A 17,494-nucleotide genomic window follows, 5' to 3' on the forward strand; every position below is an offset into this window, starting at 1 on the left:
CGGTGACCGTCTACATCGATCCCCCGACCTGGCCGGGCCACGGACGCCTGTGGTCGCACCTGGTCAGCGACGTCTCCTACGCCGAACTGCACGCCTTCGCCGCGGCCCTGGGCGTTCCGCGCCGCGCCTTCGAGCGCGACCACTACGACCTGCCCGCCCAGCGGTACGCCGACGCGGTGTCGGCCGGCGCGCTGGAGGTCGGCAGCCGCGAGGTGGTGCGGCTGCTGCACGCGGCCGGACTGCGCCGGCGCAAGGGCTCCACCGGCGCCGGGTCCGAATCGCGCCCCCGTGCCCGGTCTCAGTCGCGCAGCTCGTAGGTGAGCAGTTCCCCGTCCTCGGCGGTCAGGCGGTAGCCGGCCCGGGTGACGACGGCCTGCGAGCGTATGTTCGTCCGGTCGATCTTCGCCAGGAGCGTGGTGCCGTCCTGCCGCGCGGGCGGCCATGCCGACAGCGCGCGCAGCGCCTCGGTGGCGTACCCCCGGCCGCGGCCGTCCTCGGCGAGGTCGTAGCCGATCTCGGCCCGGCCGTCCTCGTCCGGCGGGCCGTGGAAGCCCATGGCGCCGACCGCCCGGCCGTCCTCCTTCCGCACGAGCGCGAAGACGCCCCACTCCGGCCGGTGCGTACCCGCCTCGTACGCCTTCAGCAGCATCCCGGCGGCGTCCCGGGTGCCCTGGAAGGGCCCGCTGCCGACCCACGTGAAGCCGCCGTCCCCGCCCGCGGCGAGGTCGGTGGCGGCGGCGGGGGTGACGCCCTGGAGGGTGAGCCGTTCGGCGGGGATCACCAGGTTGTTGCGCCAGCGCCACTCGGTGACCGGGGCGCGTCCGGGCAGGTCGCCGCGGCCGGTGGCCCACAGCAGGGTGCGCCAGGGGTCGGTGCCCGGCCGGACGTGCGGGAAGAGCCGGGCGAGGAGGTCCGCGCACGCCTCGGCGGGCGGTGCGTAGGCCAGCCCGAGGCCCTCGGCGATGTCGTGGGTGTGCAGGAACACCTCGGTGACGCCCATCGCGGCGAAGCCCTCGCGGTCCGCGCTGCGGAAGGGGTACGGGTGGAAGGCCCGCACCTCGCGCGGGGTGGTGCGGACGGTGGCGGCGAGCAGGGCGCCGGTCGTCTCGATCACCTGGAGGACGTCGTCGTTGCCGGTGCCCTCGTCGAGGGTGATCTCGAACGGGACGTACGCCTCGGTGGCGCGTCCGGCCAGTTGACCGGCGTAGGCGATGAGGTCGCTCGCGATGTGCTCCGCCGTGTACCGGCAGTCCCACTCCAGCCGTCCGGCCCGCGTCGCGCGCCAGTCCCGGTCCGTCGCCGTCCGCAGCAGCGCCACGGCGCCCGCGACGGCCTCCTCCACCTGTTCCCCGCCCATGCTTCGCATGCCGGGCAGGCTAGCCCTCCGGCGTGTCCGGCAGCGACAGCATTTCCAGCTCCCCGGTGAGGTTGTGGCGGGCGGTCGCCTCCCACTCCCGCCGCCCGTGCGGGGTGTGGAACAGGGCGTCCAGACCGAGGAGTTGGCGCAGGATCGCGGACCGGCCACCACGGAACGCCTCGTTCGGGACGAAGTGGTACTCCTCCCGGACGGCCGCCGTGTACGCCGCGTACGCCGACGGCGGCGACGCGAGGATCGCCAGGTCCGCGTCGCACAGCACCTGTCCGTCGCGGTCGTCGGGGGCCGGGGCATGGGTGACGGTGAGCCGGACCAGCCGGGCCACCTCGGCCGTCTTCGCCGCCGGAACCCCGGCCTCGGGCAGCGCGCGCTCGGCGAGCCGGGCGGAGCGCTCCTCGTTCTCCGACCGGTCGGGCAGGTAGACGGCGTCGTGGAACCAGGCGGCCAGGCGTACGACGTCCGCGTCCTCGGCGTGCTCCGCCAGGACGTCGACGTGGTCCAGGACGGCGGTCAGGTGGGCCAGGGTGTGGTAGCGCCGCTGGGGTTCCTGCCAGCGGGCGAGCAGGTTGTCGGCGTACGGCAGCGGATCCGGGCCGCCGCCCGGCCCGCGGGCCCCTTCCAGGGCGCGGGCGAAGCGGGCGCGCAGGGCGTCGAGGGCGGCGGGACCGGCGGGTTCGGTGAGGGCGGCCATGGGCGCATTCTCCCAGATAATGTTCGTGATAGCTTCTAACCGTCAGGTGGAACGGCCATGGGGAACCTTCATGGAACCCCCATGTGGAACCACCACGAGGAACCACCGTGTGGACGTCCCGGCCGGTCGGGCCGGGCGGGAGCCGGAGAGGCGGCGGACGGGCCATGCCGAAGGCGGGTACCAGCACCCCGCGCGAGCGGTACCGCGCCCAGGTGCGCGCGGAGATCAAGGAACACGCCTGGGAGCAGATCGCCACGGCGGGCGCCTCCGCGCTCTCCCTCAACGCGATCGCCAAGCGGATGGGCATGAGCGGGCCCGCGCTCTACCGGTACTTCGACGGGCGCGACGAACTGATCACGGAACTCATCCGGGACGCCTACCGCAGCCAGGCCGACACCTTCCGCACGGCCGCCGGGGCGGGCGCCGGCCTGGCCGGGCTCGCCCGCGCCCTGCGCGCCTGGGCGCTGGACGACCCGCAGCGCTACTTCCTCATCCACGGCACCCCCGTCCCCGGCTACCACGCGCCGGACGACATCACCGAGATCGCCGCCGAGACCATGGCGGTCATCGTCGACGCCTGCGCCGCGCTGCCGTCGCCGGACGGCGCGGGCGGTGCGTTCGACGCGCACCTCGACGCCCACCGGCAGTGGGCGGGCGACCGCGCGGCCGGCCCGGCCGTCCTGCACCGGGCCCTGTCCTTCTGGACCCGGCTGCACGGCGTGCTGTCCCTGGAACTCGCCGGACAGTTCACCGGGATGGGATTCGATCCCGCCCTTCTCTTCGAGGCCGAACTCCAGGACCTGCTCGGCCCCTAACGTGGAGTCCATGACGACTCCCGCAGACCTGAGCGACGTACGCGACCCCGAACTCCCCGGCCGGCTGCTGACCCTCGAACGCGACGCGCTGGTGCCCCTGCTGCGCTCCCGCCCCGACGCCGACTTCGCGCTGCCGGTGGCCGCGTGTCCCGGCTGGACCGTGCGCGACGTGGTGGCGCACTGCTCCAGCGCGCTGGTCCGGGTGGTGGAGAGCCGCTTCGAGAAGGGCGTCTTCTCGCCCGAGTGCAACGACCGCGACATCGCCGAACGCGCCGACTGGAGCCACGCCCGCGTCCTCGACGAACTGGAACGCGGCATGACCGAGGCCGGCCCGGCGATCGCCCGCGCGGGCGGCGTGCTGGACGCCGTCGCCCTGGGCGAGTGGGTGCACGCCGGTGATCTCCGGGTGACCTTCAGCGAGCCGGGGGCGTACGCGGGGCGCGGGCTACCGGAGGCGCTCGCGCTGCTCGGCGCGGTCACGCGGGCGCGCGGCCACGTGCCGCTCCACGCCGACGTGGACGACCTCGACGAGCCCCTGAGGCTGGGCGGGGCGAGCGGCGAGCGGACGCCGGGCCGGTACATCGGCGACGGCGCCACTCTCGTACGGCTCTACGCGGGTCGCCCCCTGGACGGGGCGGCGGGGTACGAGCTGGCCGGGGTGGAGGCCGCGGAGCTGAACATCTTCGGCGACTGAGCGGCGGCGCGGGCTCCCCGGCCTGCCGTCGGGGCGTAGTCTTTGATTGGACTAGACCTGTAGCAGGCCGACGAATGGGGTCCCATGAGCAAGCGTGCAGTCCTGGAGGTGATCGCCCTCGACGTCGAGGACGCGGTCGCCGCCCGGGCCGGAGGCGCGGATCGCCTCGAACTGGTCACCGACATGGCGGCCGACGGACTCACCCCGTCGGCCGCGACCGTCGCCGCGATCCGGGCCGCGGTCGACATCGACCTGCGGGTGATGCTGCGGCTCGCGGACGGGTTCGCCGCCGGTGACGTCGAGCGGCTGACCCGCGTCGCCGGTGAGCTGCGGGAGGCCGGGGCCACGCAGTTCGTCCTGGGGTTCCTGGACGCCGGCGGCGGCGTGGACCTCGGGGCGGTGGAGGGGATCGCCAAGGTGCTGGACGGGTGCCGGTGGACCTTCCACCGCGCGATCGACCGCGCCGCCGACCGGGACGCGCTGCGCAAGCAGCTCGCCGACTTCCCGGGCCTCGACACGTACCTGACGGCCGGGGCGGCCGGCGGCGTCGACGAGGGCCTGAACGTGCTGCTCGCGGAGGCACGGCGGCGGGGTGAGCCGGGGTACGAGCAGCAGTTGCTGGTGGGGGGCGGACTGCGCCTCGACCACGTGCCGGTGCTGCTGGACGCGGGGATCGACGGCTTCCACATCGGCGGCGCGGCGCGGCCCGCCGGGTGGGGCGGGCCGGTGTCGGCGGACGCGGTCGCGGAGTGGCGGCGGGTGTTGGGGGAGTAGCCGCACCCCCGCAGCGGGCAGTCGTGCCTCCCCCAGTGCCTGTACGGCCCGGGAGGTACCCCCGGCGACCCCGCCCGCGACGGCACGGGTTGCCCCGGCGGCACGGCCGCCCGCGGCTACGGGGGGTCAGGTCAGTTGCGGCGGCAACCCCGTTGCGTGGGTCACGATCAGCCCCGACACCGCGCGGGTCAGCGCCACGTACAGCCGCCGCAGTCCCGTGCGTTCGTCCGGCTCGCCGTCGACCACGGCCCGCGGCTCGTCCAGGACCACGTAGTCGTACTCCAGGCCCTTGGCCAGCGAGGCCGGGACCAGGGTCAGCCGGGTGGCACGGGTGGTCTCCTCGCCGGGGCCGACGTGGCCGATCCCGGCCGCGGCCAGGGCCGCCGCCAGCTCCGGCACCCGCGCGTCGGCTGCGATCAGTCCGACCGACCCCTCCCGCTCCAGCAGCTCACGGCAGGCCGCCACGACGTCGGCGGCCCCGTCCGGCGCCGTACGGATGTCGAAGAAGCCCGGGTTCTCGCGGATCGACGCCACCGGCGTCAGGCCCGGCGCGATGTGCGGCAGCAGCCGGGAGGCGTACGTGATGACGTCCGTCGGCACGCGGAAACCCGCCGTCAGCTCCTCGATCACCGCCTCGCCCTTGCCCAGGTGCCCGAGCGCCTCCTCCCAGCTCCGGGTCGCCCAGGGCGTGGTGCCCTGCGCCAGGTCGCCCAGGACGGTCGCCGAGCCGGTGGTGCAGCGCCGGCCCACCGCGCGGTACTGCATGGGGGAGAGGTCCTGCGCCTCGTCGAGGACCACGTGCCCGAGGGAGTGGGTGCGCTCGATCAGGTCGGCCGCCTCGTCGATCAGCACGGCGTCGGCGGCCGACCACCTGGCCGCCTTCACCGAGCGGGCGGGCTTCGCCCACAGCACCGCCTTCTGCTCGTCCGCGGTGAGGATCCCCTCGGCGTGCTCGGCGAGGAAGTCCGCGTCGGCGAGAAGACGCAGGACCAGCCTGGCCGGGTCCACCTGCGGCCAGACCGACTTCACCAGCGCCTTCACGGCCGCGTTGCGCGCCACCGCGTTCTGCACCCGGTCGTCCGGCGCCTCGCCCGCCCGTTCCATCTGCACCAGCACGGCGTGTGCGATCCGCTGCGGCAGCGCCTCGCGGGCGGCGCCGTAGCGGATGCCCCGGGCGAGCAGTTCGCGGACGATCTCCTCCAGCTCGTGCGCCGGCACCCGCCAGCGGCGCGAGCCGCGCACCACGACCACGCCCTCGGCGGGCGGGACGACGTGGGAGTACAGGGCCCGGCGCAGGACCTCCGCCATCCGGGCGTCGCCCTTGACCACCGCCGTCGCCGCCTCGTCCGTGCCGCGCACCTCGACACGGGCGACCAGGTCGTCCACGGTGGCCTGGCGGACCGTCAGCTCGCCGAGCGCCGGCAGGACCTGCTCGATGTAGTGCAGGAAGGACCGGTTCGGGCCGATGACCAGGGTGCCGGTGCGGGCCAGGCGCTCGCGGTGCGCGTACAGGAGGTAGGCGACCCGGTGCAGGCCCACCGCGGTCTTTCCGGTGCCGGGGCCGCCCTGTACGCAGACCGAGCCGGTCAGCCCGGCGCGCACGATCTCGTCCTGCTCGGGCTGGATCGTCGCCACGATGTCCCGCATCGGTCCGACGCGGGGCCGTTCGATCTCCTCCTGGAGCAGCCTGCTGGTGGTCGCCGCCTCGGACGGGTCGAGCAGGTGCTCGTCCTCGTAGGCGGTCAGGTCCCCGCCGGTGTAGCCGAAGCGGCGGCGCAGCGAGACGTCCTGTGGGTCCTTCTTGGACGCCCGGTAGAACGGCTGGGAGACCGGCGCCCGCCAGTCGACGACCATCGGGTCGCCGTCCGCGTCGTGCACGTGCCGCCGCCCGACGTGCAGCGTCTGACCGGCGTCCTCCGGCCGCGGGCGTTCCCCTTCGCCGCCCTCGGCCTGCCCGGCGCCCGGAGCGTGCAGGTAGTCGAGCCGGCCGAAGAAGAGCGGGGTCTCGCTGAGGTCGGCGAGGGCCTCGATGCGCTGTTCGATCTGGCTCTTCAGGACGGCGGCGTTGACCCAGTTCGTGGTGACGTCGGTGATGTCGAGGGACTCGACGTCCTCGCGCATGGCGCGCAGCGCGGAACGGGACGCGGCGAGGTGGGCGCGTTCCCTGGAGAGGGGGTCGTCGTGGACGGGCGTGGACAAGGGGGTGCCTCCGGATGACCTGCGGTGGGGTGGGCGCGGGACGCGCGGTTTCGCGGTGGGCCGGCCGGTTTCCGTCCGGACGGCAGCACTCCGGTGGGGAGGCGGGCAAGAGCGGAGATTCTAGGGGAGCGGGGGGCGGCACGGCCAACCGTTTTTGTCTCCACCCGGCGCTGGACCCCTAGGGGATCACCTCCTCCGCGCCGGGGTGTTGCGCTCCCCCCAGGGTCGTAGGAAAGGAGGCCGGAGGTTGGCTCCGCAGACCGATGCCGGCCGGGGGCGGGCGGTCGCACCATGGAGACATGAGCGCAGCAACCATCTCCCCCGCCCCGGCACCGGGCCGCGCGTCCGGTGCCACGCCCGTGGCCGGCAGCCACCGGCACCGGCTCGGCGACACCCTGCGCGCCGTCAGAGTGTTCGCGGGCGCCGCCTTCGACGTGGTCATACTCGGCGAGTACGGCGAGGAGGCCGGCGTCCGCCGCCACTGAGCCCCGGAGGCCGCCGGGACCGGACCGCCGGTCTCAGCCCTCCTCCGCCAGGACCTCGTCCGCGTCCATGATCCGGTAGGCGTAGCCCTGTTCCGCCAGGAAGCGCTGGCGGTGGGCGGCGAAGTCCTGGTCGAGGGTGTCGCGGGCGACGACCGAGTAGAAGTGCGCCTGGTGGCCGTCGGCCTTCGGCCGCAGCACCCGGCCCAGACGCTGGGCCTCCTCCTGCCGCGACCCGAAGGTGCCCGAGACCTGGATGGCGACCGTCGCCTCCGGCAGGTCGATCGAGAAGTTCGCGACCTTCGACACGACCAGCACGCTGATCTCGCCCTCCCGGAAGGAGTCGAAGAGCTTCTCCCGCTGGGCGTTGGACGTCTCGCCCTTGATGACCGGCGCCCCCAGGTGCTCGCCCAGCTCGTCGAGCTGGTCGATGTACTGGCCGATGACGAGGATCTGCTGCCCGGCGAACCGCCGCACGATGGCCTCCGTCACCTTCCGCTTGGTGTCGGTCGTCGCGCAGAAGCGGTACTTCTCCTCCGCCTCCGCGGTGGCGTACGCGAGCCGCTCGGAGTCGGTGAGGTTGACCCGGACCTCCACGCAGTCGGCGGGCGCGATGTAGCCCTGCGCCTCGATCTCCTTCCACGGCGCGTCGAACCGCTTCGGGCCGATCAGCGAGAACACGTCCGACTCGCGGCCGTCCTCGCGCACCAGCGTCGCGGTCAGCCCGAGGCGGCGGCGGGCCTGGAGGTCGGCGGTGAACTTGAAGACCGGCGCGGGCAGCAGGTGCACCTCGTCGTAGACGATCAGACCCCAGTCGCGGGAGTCGAACAGCTCCAGGTGCGGGTAGACGCCCTTCCGCCGGGTCGTCAGCACCTGGTACGTGGCGATGGTGACCGGCCGGATCTCCTTGCGGGTGCCGCTGTACTCGCCGATCTCGTCCTCGGTCAGGGAGGTCCGCTTCACCAGCTCGTGCTTCCACTGCCGGGCGGAGACGGTGTTCGTGACCAGGATCAGCGTCGTCGACCTGGCCTGCGCCATCGCGCCCGCGCCGACCAGCGTCTTGCCCGCGCCGCAGGGGAGGACGACGACGCCGCTGCCGCCGTGCCAGAAGTTCTCCACCGCCTGCTTCTGGTAGGGGCGCAGCGACCAGCCGTCCTCGGCCAGGTCGATCGGGTGCGCCTCGCCGTCGACGTACCCGGCGAGGTCCTCGGCCGGCCAGCCCAGCTTCAGCAGCGTCTGCTTGATCTGCCCGCGCTCGGAGGGGTGCACGGCCACCGTGTCGGCGTCGATGCGGGCGCCGACCAGCGGCGCGATCCGCTTCGACTTCAGCACCTCCTCCAGCACCGGCCGGTCGGTGGTCGTCAGGACCAGGCCGTGCGCCGGGTGCTTGGTGAGGGTGAGGCGGCCGTAGCGGTCCATCGTCTCGGCGATGTCGACCAGCAGCGCGTGCGGCACCGGGTAGCGGCTGTACTCGACCAGCGCGTCCACGACCTGCTCGGCGTCGTGGCCCGCCGCCCGCGCGTTCCACAGGCCCAGCGGGGTGACCCGGTAGGTGTGGATGTGCTCCGGGGCCCGCTCCAGTTCGGCGAAGGGCGCGATGGCCCGACGGCACGCGCCGGCCTGCTCGTGGTCGACTTCGAGGAGCAGGGTCTTGTCGGACTGGACGATCAGGCAGGACACACATACCTCCAGGGGTGGGGTCGTCTCATGACAGGCACAACGCTCGTCACCGCACGGGCTATGCCCCGTGCCCGACGCCGGAAGGGCGTCCCCGCCGCGCGCCGGGTGCGCGCGCCGCTCTCCATGGTCGCCCATGGCGCGAAGGAGACCCCACCGAAGACCTGCCGCAACGGCAGGCGTTCCCTCGCCGCCGCACCGCGGGTCGCCGCACCCTGCGGGCCGGTCCCCGCCGGTGCCGGACGTCCCGGCCCTGCCGCGTCCCGCCGGACGTCCCAGCAGGTCAACGCGCCGACGTCCCGCGGTGTCCCGACGGGACCCGCTTCCCTGGCCCGGTCCGCGCACGGCCGTCAATCTCGGTGGTGCAAGCAGGGCGGCGCAACCGACCGCGTCGGCCCGTCGACGCACACCGAAGGGACCACCGGATCATGAAGACACGTACGCGGTTCACGACGGCCGGCCTGGCAGCCGTCCTGAGCATCGGCGGCCTCGGGATCGCGCTCGCCCCGTCCGCCTCCGCCGAGGGAGCCTGCACCGGCTGGCGGATCATCCAGACCTCGCACAACGCCACCGGGCTCAAGTACCGCGAGTGCGACCGGTACAGCGGCTCCAGGACGCAGACGAAGGCACAGCTCTACCTGTGGGACAACAAGCACGACGGCAAGATCGCCCAGGCCTTCACGGCCACGGGTTCCAACGTGAACGGCTCATGGCGGGAGAGCTGGCACCGCTACTACAGCTGGGGCAATGAGAGCAAGCACAGCCCGCTGATCGACACGGGCTGGCACAAGGGCCACGACGTGCAGGTCCTGCTCAAGGCCGTCAAGGGCTAGCTCGTCCCGGCCCGCAGGCAGTGGTCCGTACCCCCCGGGGGAGGGAAGACGGACCACTGCCACGCGCGTTCCGGCGAACGCCGTGACCGGCGCGGCGGTGGAGGCCGGGACGTGGAGGCCGGCACGGTGACGGCGCCGCGCGGCGGGGTCAGCCCGAGTCGTCGGCGAGCTCCGCGACGCCCGTGACCCGGTGCAGCGGGTAGGTGCGCACCTCGTCCGCCGTGTGGTCGTACGCCGTGACGAAGCCGCCCTCGACCCGGATCGGCGCGATCACGCGCTGGCTGGCGGCGCCCTCGGCGTTCACGTAGCCGATCCACAGCGCCTCGCCGGTCAGGACGGCCGCCTGCATCGTGGCCAGCGTCTCGGCGGCGCCGGTGCGGGGCAGCGAGCCGCCCGGCGCACCGCCCGCCCCGCCCCTGCCCCCGTCGCCGGGGCCCGGCTTGCGCGGGGCCGTGGAGGCCAGGTCACCGGCGCGCACGGCGCGGACCGCCGCCGCCAGGAGCGTGTCGTCGGGGACCGGCGGCCCGTCCGGGACCGGCTCCGGCGCCGCCCGCGGCGGGGTGCGGTGGGAGTCCGCGCGGGCGATCAGCACGTCACCGGCGGCGGACTCGGCGGCCGGCGCGAACCCGATCGCGCGCAGCCCCTCGAGGAGCGCCGCCGGTTCCGCCTGCGCGGCCAGCACGGTGGGCGCCAGGCGGCGCAGGCCCAGGGCGGCGGCCCGCTTGTCGGCGAGGATCTCGTCCAGCGTCGCGTCGTCGTCGCAGCGCACGTACGCCGAGGCCGCCCCCACCCGAAGCCGTCCGTGCCGCCGGGCCACGTCGTCGATCAGGTACGTCAGGGGCTGCGGGACCGGCGTACGGGAGTGCCGGGCGAGGAAGGCGTGCAGGTCGGCGGCGCTCTGCCCGGCGTCTAGCGCGCGGCGCACGGAGCCCGGCGTGAACCGGTAGACGGTCGCCCCGCCCTTGGACTCGACGTCCGCGAGCACCCCCAGCACGTCGGCCAGCTCCCGCTCCAGCGGCCCCGGCGCCACCGCCGTCAGGTCGGCCTGGAGCAGCACGTGGTCCAGCGGTTCGGGGAAGAGCGGGGCCAGCAGCCGGGCGGCGGTCGCGGTGGCCGCGGCCCGTTCGGCGGGGGTCGGGGGAGCCGCCGCCGGGGGCATGCGGTGGTGGTGGACGGGGAGCTTGTCGCCGGGACCCTCGGGCTCGTCCTCCGCCGCCGGTCGGTGCGCCCCGGGGGCACCGATCAGCGCCCGGCCCGGCGCCGCCAGCGCGCCGCGCCCGGTGACGCCCAGCAGCTCGGCCTCGGACAGCGTCCAGCGGGCGATCCGGCTGCGCAGGTCCTCGTCCCGCGCCGCGCCCGACGCGTGCTGCTCCCGCTGCGGGCCGCGCAGGGGACGCTCCCAGCGCAGCCGGGCCAGCACCGACTCCTCGACCGGCGCGGCGCCCTCGGGCAGGCCCGCCAGCAGGGCCAGCACCCGGTGCCGCACCTCGGGCGCCGCCGAACGGTCCAGGTTCGGGCCCAGCGCCGAGAGCGCGCGGTCCTTCGCGTCCCGCCCGCCGACCACGCCCGGCGTCCGGGTGGCCGCCAGCCACGCCCCCGCCAGGTGCGCCCAGCGCTCGGCGGGCGGCAGCTCGCGCCACTCGTCGTACGCCGGGGTCGCGGCGTACCGCTCGTCGGCCTCGCCGTCCGAGGCGATCAGACCGGCGCCGTAGGCCAGCTCGACCCAGAACGCGGCGACCGGCTCGGGCACGTCCAGGGCGACCGCGGTCCGCTTCAGGTCCCGCACGCTCAGGCCGCCCGCGCGCAGCACCGCCGGGCCGCCCTCGTCCCACTCCTTCAGCAACTCCTCGACGGTCGCCAGCGCCGCCAGGGCCTGCCCGGCCGCGGTGGCGTCCACGATCTGCGGACGGTGCGCGGCGGCGGCCTCCACCGGCGGCGGCACCGGCTCCGGCGCCCGGTGCGCCCGGCCCGCGCGCAGGTGCAGGGCGACCTCGCGGGGCAGCACCACCGTGCCCGGCGCGGTGGGCAGCAGCAGGCCCCGGTCGAGCAGCGCGCGCAGGTGCGGGGCCGGATCATGGGTGACCTGGCCGTACGGCGGCCCCCACACCAGGCGGGCCAGCACCTCCCGGGACTCCTCGGGCAGTCCGGCGAGGAGCGCCGCGGTCCGGCGCCGGTCGGCGAACAGGGCGCCGAGCGCGGACACGGCGGAGACCGGGTCGTGGGTCGAGGGCAGGCCGACGGCGCCGAGGATCTCCTGGATCCGGCCCGGCGACATCCCCGCCGTCGCCTCCCGCACGGTCGGGCCGAGCCCCGTCGGGGACGGGTGCTGCGGAGAGGGCGCGAGCAGTTCACGGGCGGTGCGCACCAGCCGCAGCCGGTCGTCGGCGCCCCACACCAGCGCCTGTTCGCGCAGCAGCGCGGTGGCCCGGGGCAGGGCGGCGGCGACGGCCGGGTCCTGCTCGTCGCCGCCCATCAGGGCGAGCAGCTCGCCGTACGACGCCGGGTCCGGCGCGACGGCCAGCGCCTCGGCGGTCTGCAGCGCGAACCGGTCCAGCCGCTCCAGCGCCCGCACGACCGAGGCGCGGGTGCCGGCGCGGGTGGCGAGCTGGGTGAGGTCGGTCGGCACGGGGGTGACGAGGTCGGGACGGCTGCGCAGGAGGGCGGCCAGCGAGACGTCGTCCCTGACGCGGAGCGCCTCCGCGAGGGACCGGGGGGCCGCGGACTTCTCCTCGGTGCTCATCCTGCCCACGGTAGCGGGTGGGTGTGACGGGGGAGGTGCGCGTGCGAGGGCGCGGTGCCGTCGGCCGTACGGGGAAGATTCGGTACCTTCGTCCGACGGGGTACGCCGGGTACCGCAACGCACCGCCCCGGAGGGGAACATGGGGATCGAGAGCGACCAGGTCGTCTTCGAGTACCTGAGCCGCGTCGGCGACGTGGCCCAGCAGCGGCAACTGCCGTCGGCCACCCGGATGCGGCTGGTGTCGGAGCTGCGCAACGAGATCGACCGGCACCGGGCGAAGACCGCCGTGGACAGTCCCGCCGCCGTCCGCCGCATCCTGGACCGCCTTGGCGACCCCGACGACGTCGTCACCGCGGCGGGCGGTACGAGCGGCGTACGCGACCAGGCGCCGGCCCCCACCGCCGTACCCGAGCAGCGGGACCCCGAGGCCGCGGACCCCCAGCCCCGCCGGGCCGAGCGGCGCAGGGCCCGGCGGCGCCCCGAGCCCGAGGCCCCGGCCGCACCCGAGGCCGCCGCCCCGCCCCATCTGGCGGGCGCCGGGGAACTGGGCGAGGCGGGCGACGGGCAGCCGGACTGGTGGCGGGTCGACGACGGGCCCTTCGCCGGCATGGGTCTCGGCGACAGCGTCCCCGGCTTCGTCGGCGGCGTCGAGATCCCGGAGCTGCTGAGGAAGCCGCCGAGCATGGCGGACGAGGCGGAGAAGGAGGACGCCGCCGGGGCGAAGGTCCCACCGGAGGAGGCCGAGGAGCCGGCCGTCGAGGCCGCCGGGGGGCGCCAGGGCCGCCGCCTGCCCCGCCTGTGGCCCGAGGGCGGCTGGAACAACCCCCTGCTGCTGTTCGCCGCGGCCCTCCTGATCGCCGGGGCCGTCCTGGGCAGCCTGGTCCCGCTGGGCCTCGGCTGGCTGATCGCCTACCTCACCCGCCGGCTGACCCCGGCCCAGTCGAAGTGGGCGGTCCTCGGCCTGCCCGGCACGGTCGCCGCCGCCGGCGCGGTCTGGCTGTGGGGCCGTACCGAGGGCCGCTGGGGCGACCCGGTCGCCGAGGGGCACCTGAGCGACGCCGTCGCCGACACCTGGCCCTGGGTCCTGCGCTCCGCCGCCGTGGCCACCGCCCTGTACCTCCTGTGGCGCTCCCGCCGCCCCCACGGCTGACCACCCCGGGCCGGCTGCCGCGTGCGGCCACCCGGTTCCGCGGCAGCCCCGCCACGGCCGACCGCGGCCCGGAGGCGAGGGGCTTGCGCGGCGGGCCGGGCCCGGGGCGACGGACTTGCGTGGCCGTGCGGGTCCCGTGGCGGTACGCCGTTGCGGCTGCCTGGTCCTGGGGGTGGGTTGCTTGCGTGGCGGGCCGGTGTCCGTGGTGACGGGCGTGCGTGGCTGACCGTGGTCCGGGTCGAGGGGCTTGCGGGCGGCGTTCGGGTGCCGTGGCGGTCCGTCGCCGCGGCTGGTCGCTCCTGGGAGCGGGCTGCTTCCGCGCCCGACCACCCTCCGGCCGAAGGCTGCGTCGCGGGCAACGGCTCGGGCCGACGGCTACCGTGGCCGACCCGCCGACCCGCCGACCCGCCGACCCGCCGACCCGCCGACCCGCCGACCCGCCGACCCGGTGGACGGCTTGCGTGGACGGCCCGCCCCGTGGCCGACGGGGTTCGTCGGGCGCCCGGCACAATGGGAGCCATGGCCTCCTCGACCCGCCCCGCGCCCACCGTCGGTTTCGACCTCGACATGACGCTGATCGACTCGCGGCCCGGCATCCGCGCCTGCTATCTGGAGCTGAGCGCGCGCACGGGGACGTACGTGGACGCCGACCTGGCCGTCACCCGGCTCGGACCGCCGCTGGCCGAGGAGCTGGGCCACTGGTTCCCGGCCGAGGAGATCGAGGCCGTCGCCGACCTGTACCGGGAGATCTACCCGGCGTACGCGATCGGGCCCACGCTCGCGCTGCCCGGCGCCCGCGAGGCCGTCGCCGCCGTGCGCGAAGCCGGAGGGCGGGCCGTGGTCGTCACCGCCAAGTACGAGCCGAACGCCAAGCTGCACCTGGCCCACCTCGGCATCGAGCCGGACGCCGTCGTCGGGGGCCTGTGGGCCGAGCAGAAGGCCGTCGCCCTGCGCGAGCACGACGCGGACGTCTACGTCGGCGACCACGTCGGCGACGTCCGCGGAGCCCGCGCCGCCGGGGCCCGCTCGGTGGCGGTGGCCAGCGGGCCGTGCGACGCCGGGGAACTGCGCGAGGCCGGTGCCGACGTGGTCCTCGCCGACCTCACCGCCTTCCCGGCGTGGCTCGCGGCCTACCGGGACGGCGAGGGCGAGACCGAGGGGCGGGACGCGGCGCGCGCCTGACGCCGCCCGGCGGCGACCGACCGGAACACCCCGGCACCGGCGACCAGGAAGCCCACGCCCATCAGCATGCTCAGCAGGAACATGAAGGTGGGGAAGGGCGTCGTGCCCAGCAGCAGCGGGGCCACCGTGACCAGAGTGGCCACGGCGCCGACGAAGAAGATGATCGCACCGGCACGGATCAGACCGTCACCGGGCGCGGCGGAATTCGTTTGGGTTTGTTCACGCACCCGACCAGGGTAGTTCCCAGGCCTGGGGATCGGCCGGGGGACGTCTTGTCACCCGGTCACAGACCATTAGCCTTGGTACCGGCGGGTCCGGACGACCCGCCCAAGTGCTATCAAGAGCCGTTTCCGAGCAGTTTTCCCGACGAGTACGAGGACGAGGACAGACGTGCCTACCGGCAAGGTCAAGTGGTTCAACAGCGAGAAGGGCTTCGGCTTTCTCTCCCGCGACGACGGCGGTGACGTCTTCGTCCATTCCTCGGTCCTCCCCGCCGGAGTCGAGAGCCTGAAGCCGGGACAGCGCGTCGAGTTCGGTGTCGTCGCCGGACAACGCGGCGACCAGGCACTTTCGCTCGCCCTCCTCGACCCGGCCCCCTCGGTCGCGGCCGCGCAGCGCAAGAAGCCCGACGAGCTGGCCTCCATCGTGCAGGACCTGACGACGCTCCTGGAGAACATCACGCCGATGCTGGAGCGCGGCCGCTACCCGGAGAAGACGGCGGGCAAGAAGATCGCCGGGCTGCTCCGCGCGGTCGCCGACCAGCTCGACGTCTGACCCGCCGTCGCGTTACGGGAACGCCAGCGCGTCCGGGCCGAGGGCCGGCACCAGGCCCTCGGCCGCCGCGCGGGTCAGCAGGCCCCGGATCGCGGCGTAGCCGTCCTCGCCCAGGTCGGCGGTGAACTCGTTGACGTACAGCCCGATGTGCTGGTCGGCGACGGCCGGGTCCATCTCCTGCGCGTGCGCCATGACGTACGGCCGGGACGCCTCCGGGTCGTCCCAGGCCGCGCGCACGGAGCCGCGGACGGCGTCGGCGAGGCGGTTCAGCGTGCCGGCGCCCAGCGAGCGCTTCGCGATGATCGCGCCGAGCGGGATCGGCAGCCCCGTGGTCCGCTCCCAGTGCTCGCCCATGTCGGCGAGCTTGTGCAGCCCGTAGTTCTGGTACGTGAAGCGCGCCTCGTGGATCACCAGTCCCGCGTCGACCTTCCCGTCCCGCACGGCCGGCATGATCTCGTGGAACGGCATCACCACGATCTCGCCGACGCCTCCGGGCACGGTGTCCGCCGCCCACAGGCGGAAGAGCAGGTAGGCCGTGGAGGTCTCGCTGGGCACGGCGACCGTGCGGCCGCGCAGGTCGGCACCGGCCCCCCGGGTCAGCACCAGCGGGCCGCAGCCCCGGCCCAGCGCGCCCCCGCAGGGCAGCAGGGCGTATTCGCCGAGGACGTACGGCAGCACGGCGTACGACACCTTCAGCACGTCGAACTCGCCGCGCTCGGCCATGCCGTTGGTGACGTCGATGTCGGCGAAGGTCACGTCGAGGGCGGGGGCGCCGGGGACGCGGCCGTGGGCGAGGGCGTCGAAGACGAAGGTGTCGTTGGGGCAGGGGGAGTAGGCGATCTGCAGGGTGTCAGCGCTCATGCGGTTTCCAACTCGTGAGGACGGGGGCGAGCTTCCCGAAGGCGTCCGTCAGCGCCGCGAGGGCCTCGCCGATGCGCCAGGCGGCGCGGTCGCGCGGGCCGACCGGGTTGGAGACCGCGCGCAGTTCCAGCACCGGCACGCCGTGCGCGGCGGCGGCCTCGGCGACGCCGAAGCCCTCCATGCCCTCGGCCAGGGCGGCCGGGTGGCGCTCGCGCAGCAGCGCGGCGCGCTCGGCGGTGCCCGTGACGGTCGACCCGGTCAGGACGGTGCCACGACGGGCGCCCGTCGCGTCGGCGACGGCGGAGACGAGGCCGGCGGGCGGGTGGTGGGTGACGGTGCCGAAGCCGAGTTCGGTGACCGGCAGGAAGCCGTCGGCGGTCTCGGCGCCCAGGTCGGCGGCGGTGATCGCGTCGGCGACGACCAGCGAGCCGACCGGCGCGTGCGGGGCGAAGCCGCCGCCGATGCCGGCCGAGACGACCAGGTCGTACGGCGCGCCGCCGAGGGCCGCGGCGGTCAGCGCGGCGGCCGTGGAAGCGGCCGCGAGGGCCGGACCGACCCCGGCGGCCAGCAGGTCCGGGCCGCCCGGCAGCCGGTGCAGGGCGATCCCCGGCCGGGACACGTCCGTGCCCGGACCCGGGAACGCCCGAGCCACCGCGTCCCGTTCGACGGGGACCGCGGTGGCCACGAGGAAGTGCACGGAGGACGTGGGGGTCAGTCCTTCTTCAGCTCGAACACCCACACACCGGTGATGTTCTGGCTGTTGTCCTTGCCGTCCCGGACCGCGACGGCGACGTTCGTCGAGTTGCCCTGGGCGCCGTACTGCGCGTTGAAGAACACGCTGCCCGGCACCGTGCGGTACGTCTTGTCGCTGTCCTCGACGAGCTGCTGACCGTTCATCAGGATCGTCCAGTGCTTGTCGGCGAGGTCCGGGTCGACACCGAAGCGCACGGTCTCGTCCTGGTCGACGGTGATGGACTTCGCGTTCTTGTCCTTCAGGCACTTGGTGATCTCGGCGGCCGAAAGGGTCTTGCCCTCCCCGCCGCAGGTGGCCTGGGAGCTGACCGAGTCACTGCCGACCGTGATCGTCGCGATCGGCGTCGGCTTGTCACAGGCGGACAGCAGGAGAAGTCCGGCGGACACGGCGCCTGCGGCGGCGACGGCGCGGCGGCGTCGCACAACGCGGTGTCCGAGAGCGGCGGTGCCGCGGGGCAACGTGGTCATGGCGGAAGGCTATACGCCGCTCCTGC

At 75.0% G+C, this 17,494-nt stretch carries 18 protein-coding genes; 9 read left to right on the forward strand and 9 right to left on the reverse strand.

Annotated features, from left to right (window positions below; genetic code table 11):
- Positions 1-2: 2 nt before the first annotated feature.
- Complete coding sequence (locus IG88_RS0124470) at positions 3-317, forward strand: DUF4031 domain-containing protein (protein ID WP_031045126.1); 315 nt, start codon at positions 3-5, stop codon at positions 315-317.
- Here the strand turns inward: IG88_RS0124470 and IG88_RS0124475 are convergent.
- Together IG88_RS0124475 and IG88_RS0124480 are read right to left on the reverse strand one after the other, a co-directional pair.
- The gene (locus IG88_RS0124475) at positions 299-1,366 is read right to left on the reverse strand and encodes a GNAT family N-acetyltransferase (protein WP_107452290.1); all 1,068 of its coding nucleotides are present in this window, start codon (positions 1,364-1,366) and stop codon (positions 299-301) included. The two genes, IG88_RS0124470 and IG88_RS0124475, sit on opposite strands and share 19 nt — an antisense overlap.
- Positions 1,367-1,376: 10 nt before the next feature.
- Positions 1,377-2,066, reverse strand: a complete 690-nt coding sequence (locus IG88_RS0124480; RefSeq protein ID WP_031045129.1) for a hypothetical protein — start codon at positions 2,064-2,066, stop codon at positions 1,377-1,379.
- 164 nt (positions 2,067-2,230) lie between these two features.
- Between IG88_RS0124480 and IG88_RS0124485 the strand changes: the two genes are divergently transcribed.
- From IG88_RS0124485 to IG88_RS0124495, 3 genes are all read left to right on the forward strand, one after another.
- A complete protein-coding gene (locus IG88_RS0124485; protein WP_031045132.1) occupies positions 2,231-2,881 on the forward strand; it encodes a TetR/AcrR family transcriptional regulator in 651 nt (216 codons plus the stop codon).
- Between the two features lie 10 nt (positions 2,882-2,891).
- On the forward strand, positions 2,892-3,575 hold the full coding sequence (locus tag IG88_RS0124490) for a maleylpyruvate isomerase family mycothiol-dependent enzyme (protein WP_031045135.1): 684 nt from the start codon (positions 2,892-2,894) through the stop codon (positions 3,573-3,575).
- 84 nt (positions 3,576-3,659) lie between these two features.
- Positions 3,660-4,349, forward strand: coding sequence for a copper homeostasis protein CutC (locus tag IG88_RS0124495; protein ID WP_031045138.1), 690 nt, complete (start codon positions 3,660-3,662; stop codon positions 4,347-4,349).
- Between the two features lie 126 nt (positions 4,350-4,475).
- On the opposite strand, the gene IG88_RS0124500 is transcribed toward IG88_RS0124495, so the two are convergent.
- Positions 4,476-6,548: a HelD family protein gene (locus IG88_RS0124500; protein WP_031045141.1), complete on the reverse strand. Its 2,073-nt coding sequence runs from the start codon at positions 6,546-6,548 to the stop codon at positions 4,476-4,478.
- A 299-nt stretch (positions 6,549-6,847) separates the two neighbouring features.
- Between IG88_RS0124500 and IG88_RS0124505 the strand changes: the two genes are divergently transcribed.
- Positions 6,848-7,033: a hypothetical protein gene (locus IG88_RS0124505; protein ID WP_030399360.1), complete on the forward strand. Its 186-nt coding sequence runs from the start codon at positions 6,848-6,850 to the stop codon at positions 7,031-7,033.
- Between the two features lie 33 nt (positions 7,034-7,066).
- Here IG88_RS0124505 and IG88_RS0124510 read toward each other — a convergent pair whose 3' ends face one another.
- On the reverse strand, positions 7,067-8,710 hold the full coding sequence (locus IG88_RS0124510; RefSeq protein WP_031045144.1) for a DNA repair helicase XPB: 1,644 nt from the start codon (positions 8,708-8,710) through the stop codon (positions 7,067-7,069).
- 425 nt (positions 8,711-9,135) lie between these two features.
- On the opposite strand from IG88_RS0124510, the gene IG88_RS0124515 reads away from it, so the two are divergent.
- Positions 9,136-9,540 carry a hypothetical protein gene (locus IG88_RS0124515; RefSeq protein WP_031045147.1) on the forward strand — a complete coding sequence of 135 codons (405 nt, stop codon included), beginning with the start codon at positions 9,136-9,138 and terminating at the stop codon, positions 9,538-9,540.
- A gap of 148 nt (positions 9,541-9,688) precedes the next feature.
- On the opposite strand, the gene IG88_RS0124520 is transcribed toward IG88_RS0124515, so the two are convergent.
- Positions 9,689-12,280: a helicase-associated domain-containing protein gene (locus IG88_RS0124520; RefSeq protein WP_031045148.1), complete on the reverse strand. Its 2,592-nt coding sequence runs from the start codon at positions 12,278-12,280 to the stop codon at positions 9,689-9,691.
- A 139-nt stretch (positions 12,281-12,419) separates the two neighbouring features.
- Here IG88_RS0124520 and IG88_RS0124525 point away from each other — a divergent pair, with 139 nt between their 5' ends.
- Together IG88_RS0124525 and IG88_RS0124530 are read left to right on the forward strand one after the other, a co-directional pair.
- Entirely contained in the window at positions 12,420-13,430 is a 1,011-nt protein-coding gene (locus IG88_RS0124525; protein WP_031045151.1) for a membrane protein, read from the forward strand.
- A gap of 519 nt (positions 13,431-13,949) precedes the next feature.
- Positions 13,950-14,612, forward strand: coding sequence for an HAD family hydrolase (locus tag IG88_RS0124530; RefSeq protein ID WP_031045153.1), 663 nt, complete (start codon positions 13,950-13,952; stop codon positions 14,610-14,612).
- Here IG88_RS0124530 and IG88_RS0124535 read toward each other — a convergent pair.
- Positions 14,561-14,839: a hypothetical protein gene (locus IG88_RS0124535; RefSeq protein WP_031045156.1), complete on the reverse strand. Its 279-nt coding sequence runs from the start codon at positions 14,837-14,839 to the stop codon at positions 14,561-14,563. The two genes, IG88_RS0124530 and IG88_RS0124535, sit on opposite strands and share 52 nt — an antisense overlap.
- Positions 14,840-15,002: 163 nt before the next feature.
- On the opposite strand from IG88_RS0124535, the gene IG88_RS45160 reads away from it, so the two are divergent.
- Positions 15,003-15,386 carry a cold-shock protein gene (locus tag IG88_RS45160; RefSeq protein ID WP_003974650.1) on the forward strand — a complete coding sequence of 128 codons (384 nt, stop codon included), beginning with the start codon at positions 15,003-15,005 and terminating at the stop codon, positions 15,384-15,386.
- A gap of 12 nt (positions 15,387-15,398) precedes the next feature.
- Here IG88_RS45160 and IG88_RS0124545 read toward each other — a convergent pair whose 3' ends face one another.
- From IG88_RS0124545 to IG88_RS0124555, 3 genes are read right to left on the reverse strand one after another with little or no spacing between them, the layout of a single operon-like run.
- Positions 15,399-16,247, reverse strand: a complete 849-nt coding sequence (locus tag IG88_RS0124545) for a 1,4-dihydroxy-6-naphthoate synthase (RefSeq protein WP_031045158.1) — start codon at positions 16,245-16,247, stop codon at positions 15,399-15,401.
- On the reverse strand, positions 16,237-16,932 hold the full coding sequence (locus IG88_RS0124550; protein WP_031045161.1) for a futalosine hydrolase: 696 nt from the start codon (positions 16,930-16,932) through the stop codon (positions 16,237-16,239). Before IG88_RS0124550 ends, IG88_RS0124545 begins: the two co-directional genes overlap by 11 nt.
- Positions 16,933-16,958: 26 nt before the next feature.
- On the reverse strand, positions 16,959-17,468 hold the full coding sequence (locus IG88_RS0124555) for a DUF2771 domain-containing protein (protein WP_199807495.1): 510 nt from the start codon (positions 17,466-17,468) through the stop codon (positions 16,959-16,961).
- Between the last annotated feature and the right edge of the window lie 26 nt (positions 17,469-17,494).

Origin of the sequence: Streptomyces sp. NRRL F-5650 (assembly GCF_000721365.1) — a bacterium.
Classification (GTDB): Bacteria; Actinomycetota; Actinomycetes; order Streptomycetales; family Streptomycetaceae; genus Streptomyces; species Streptomyces ardesiacus.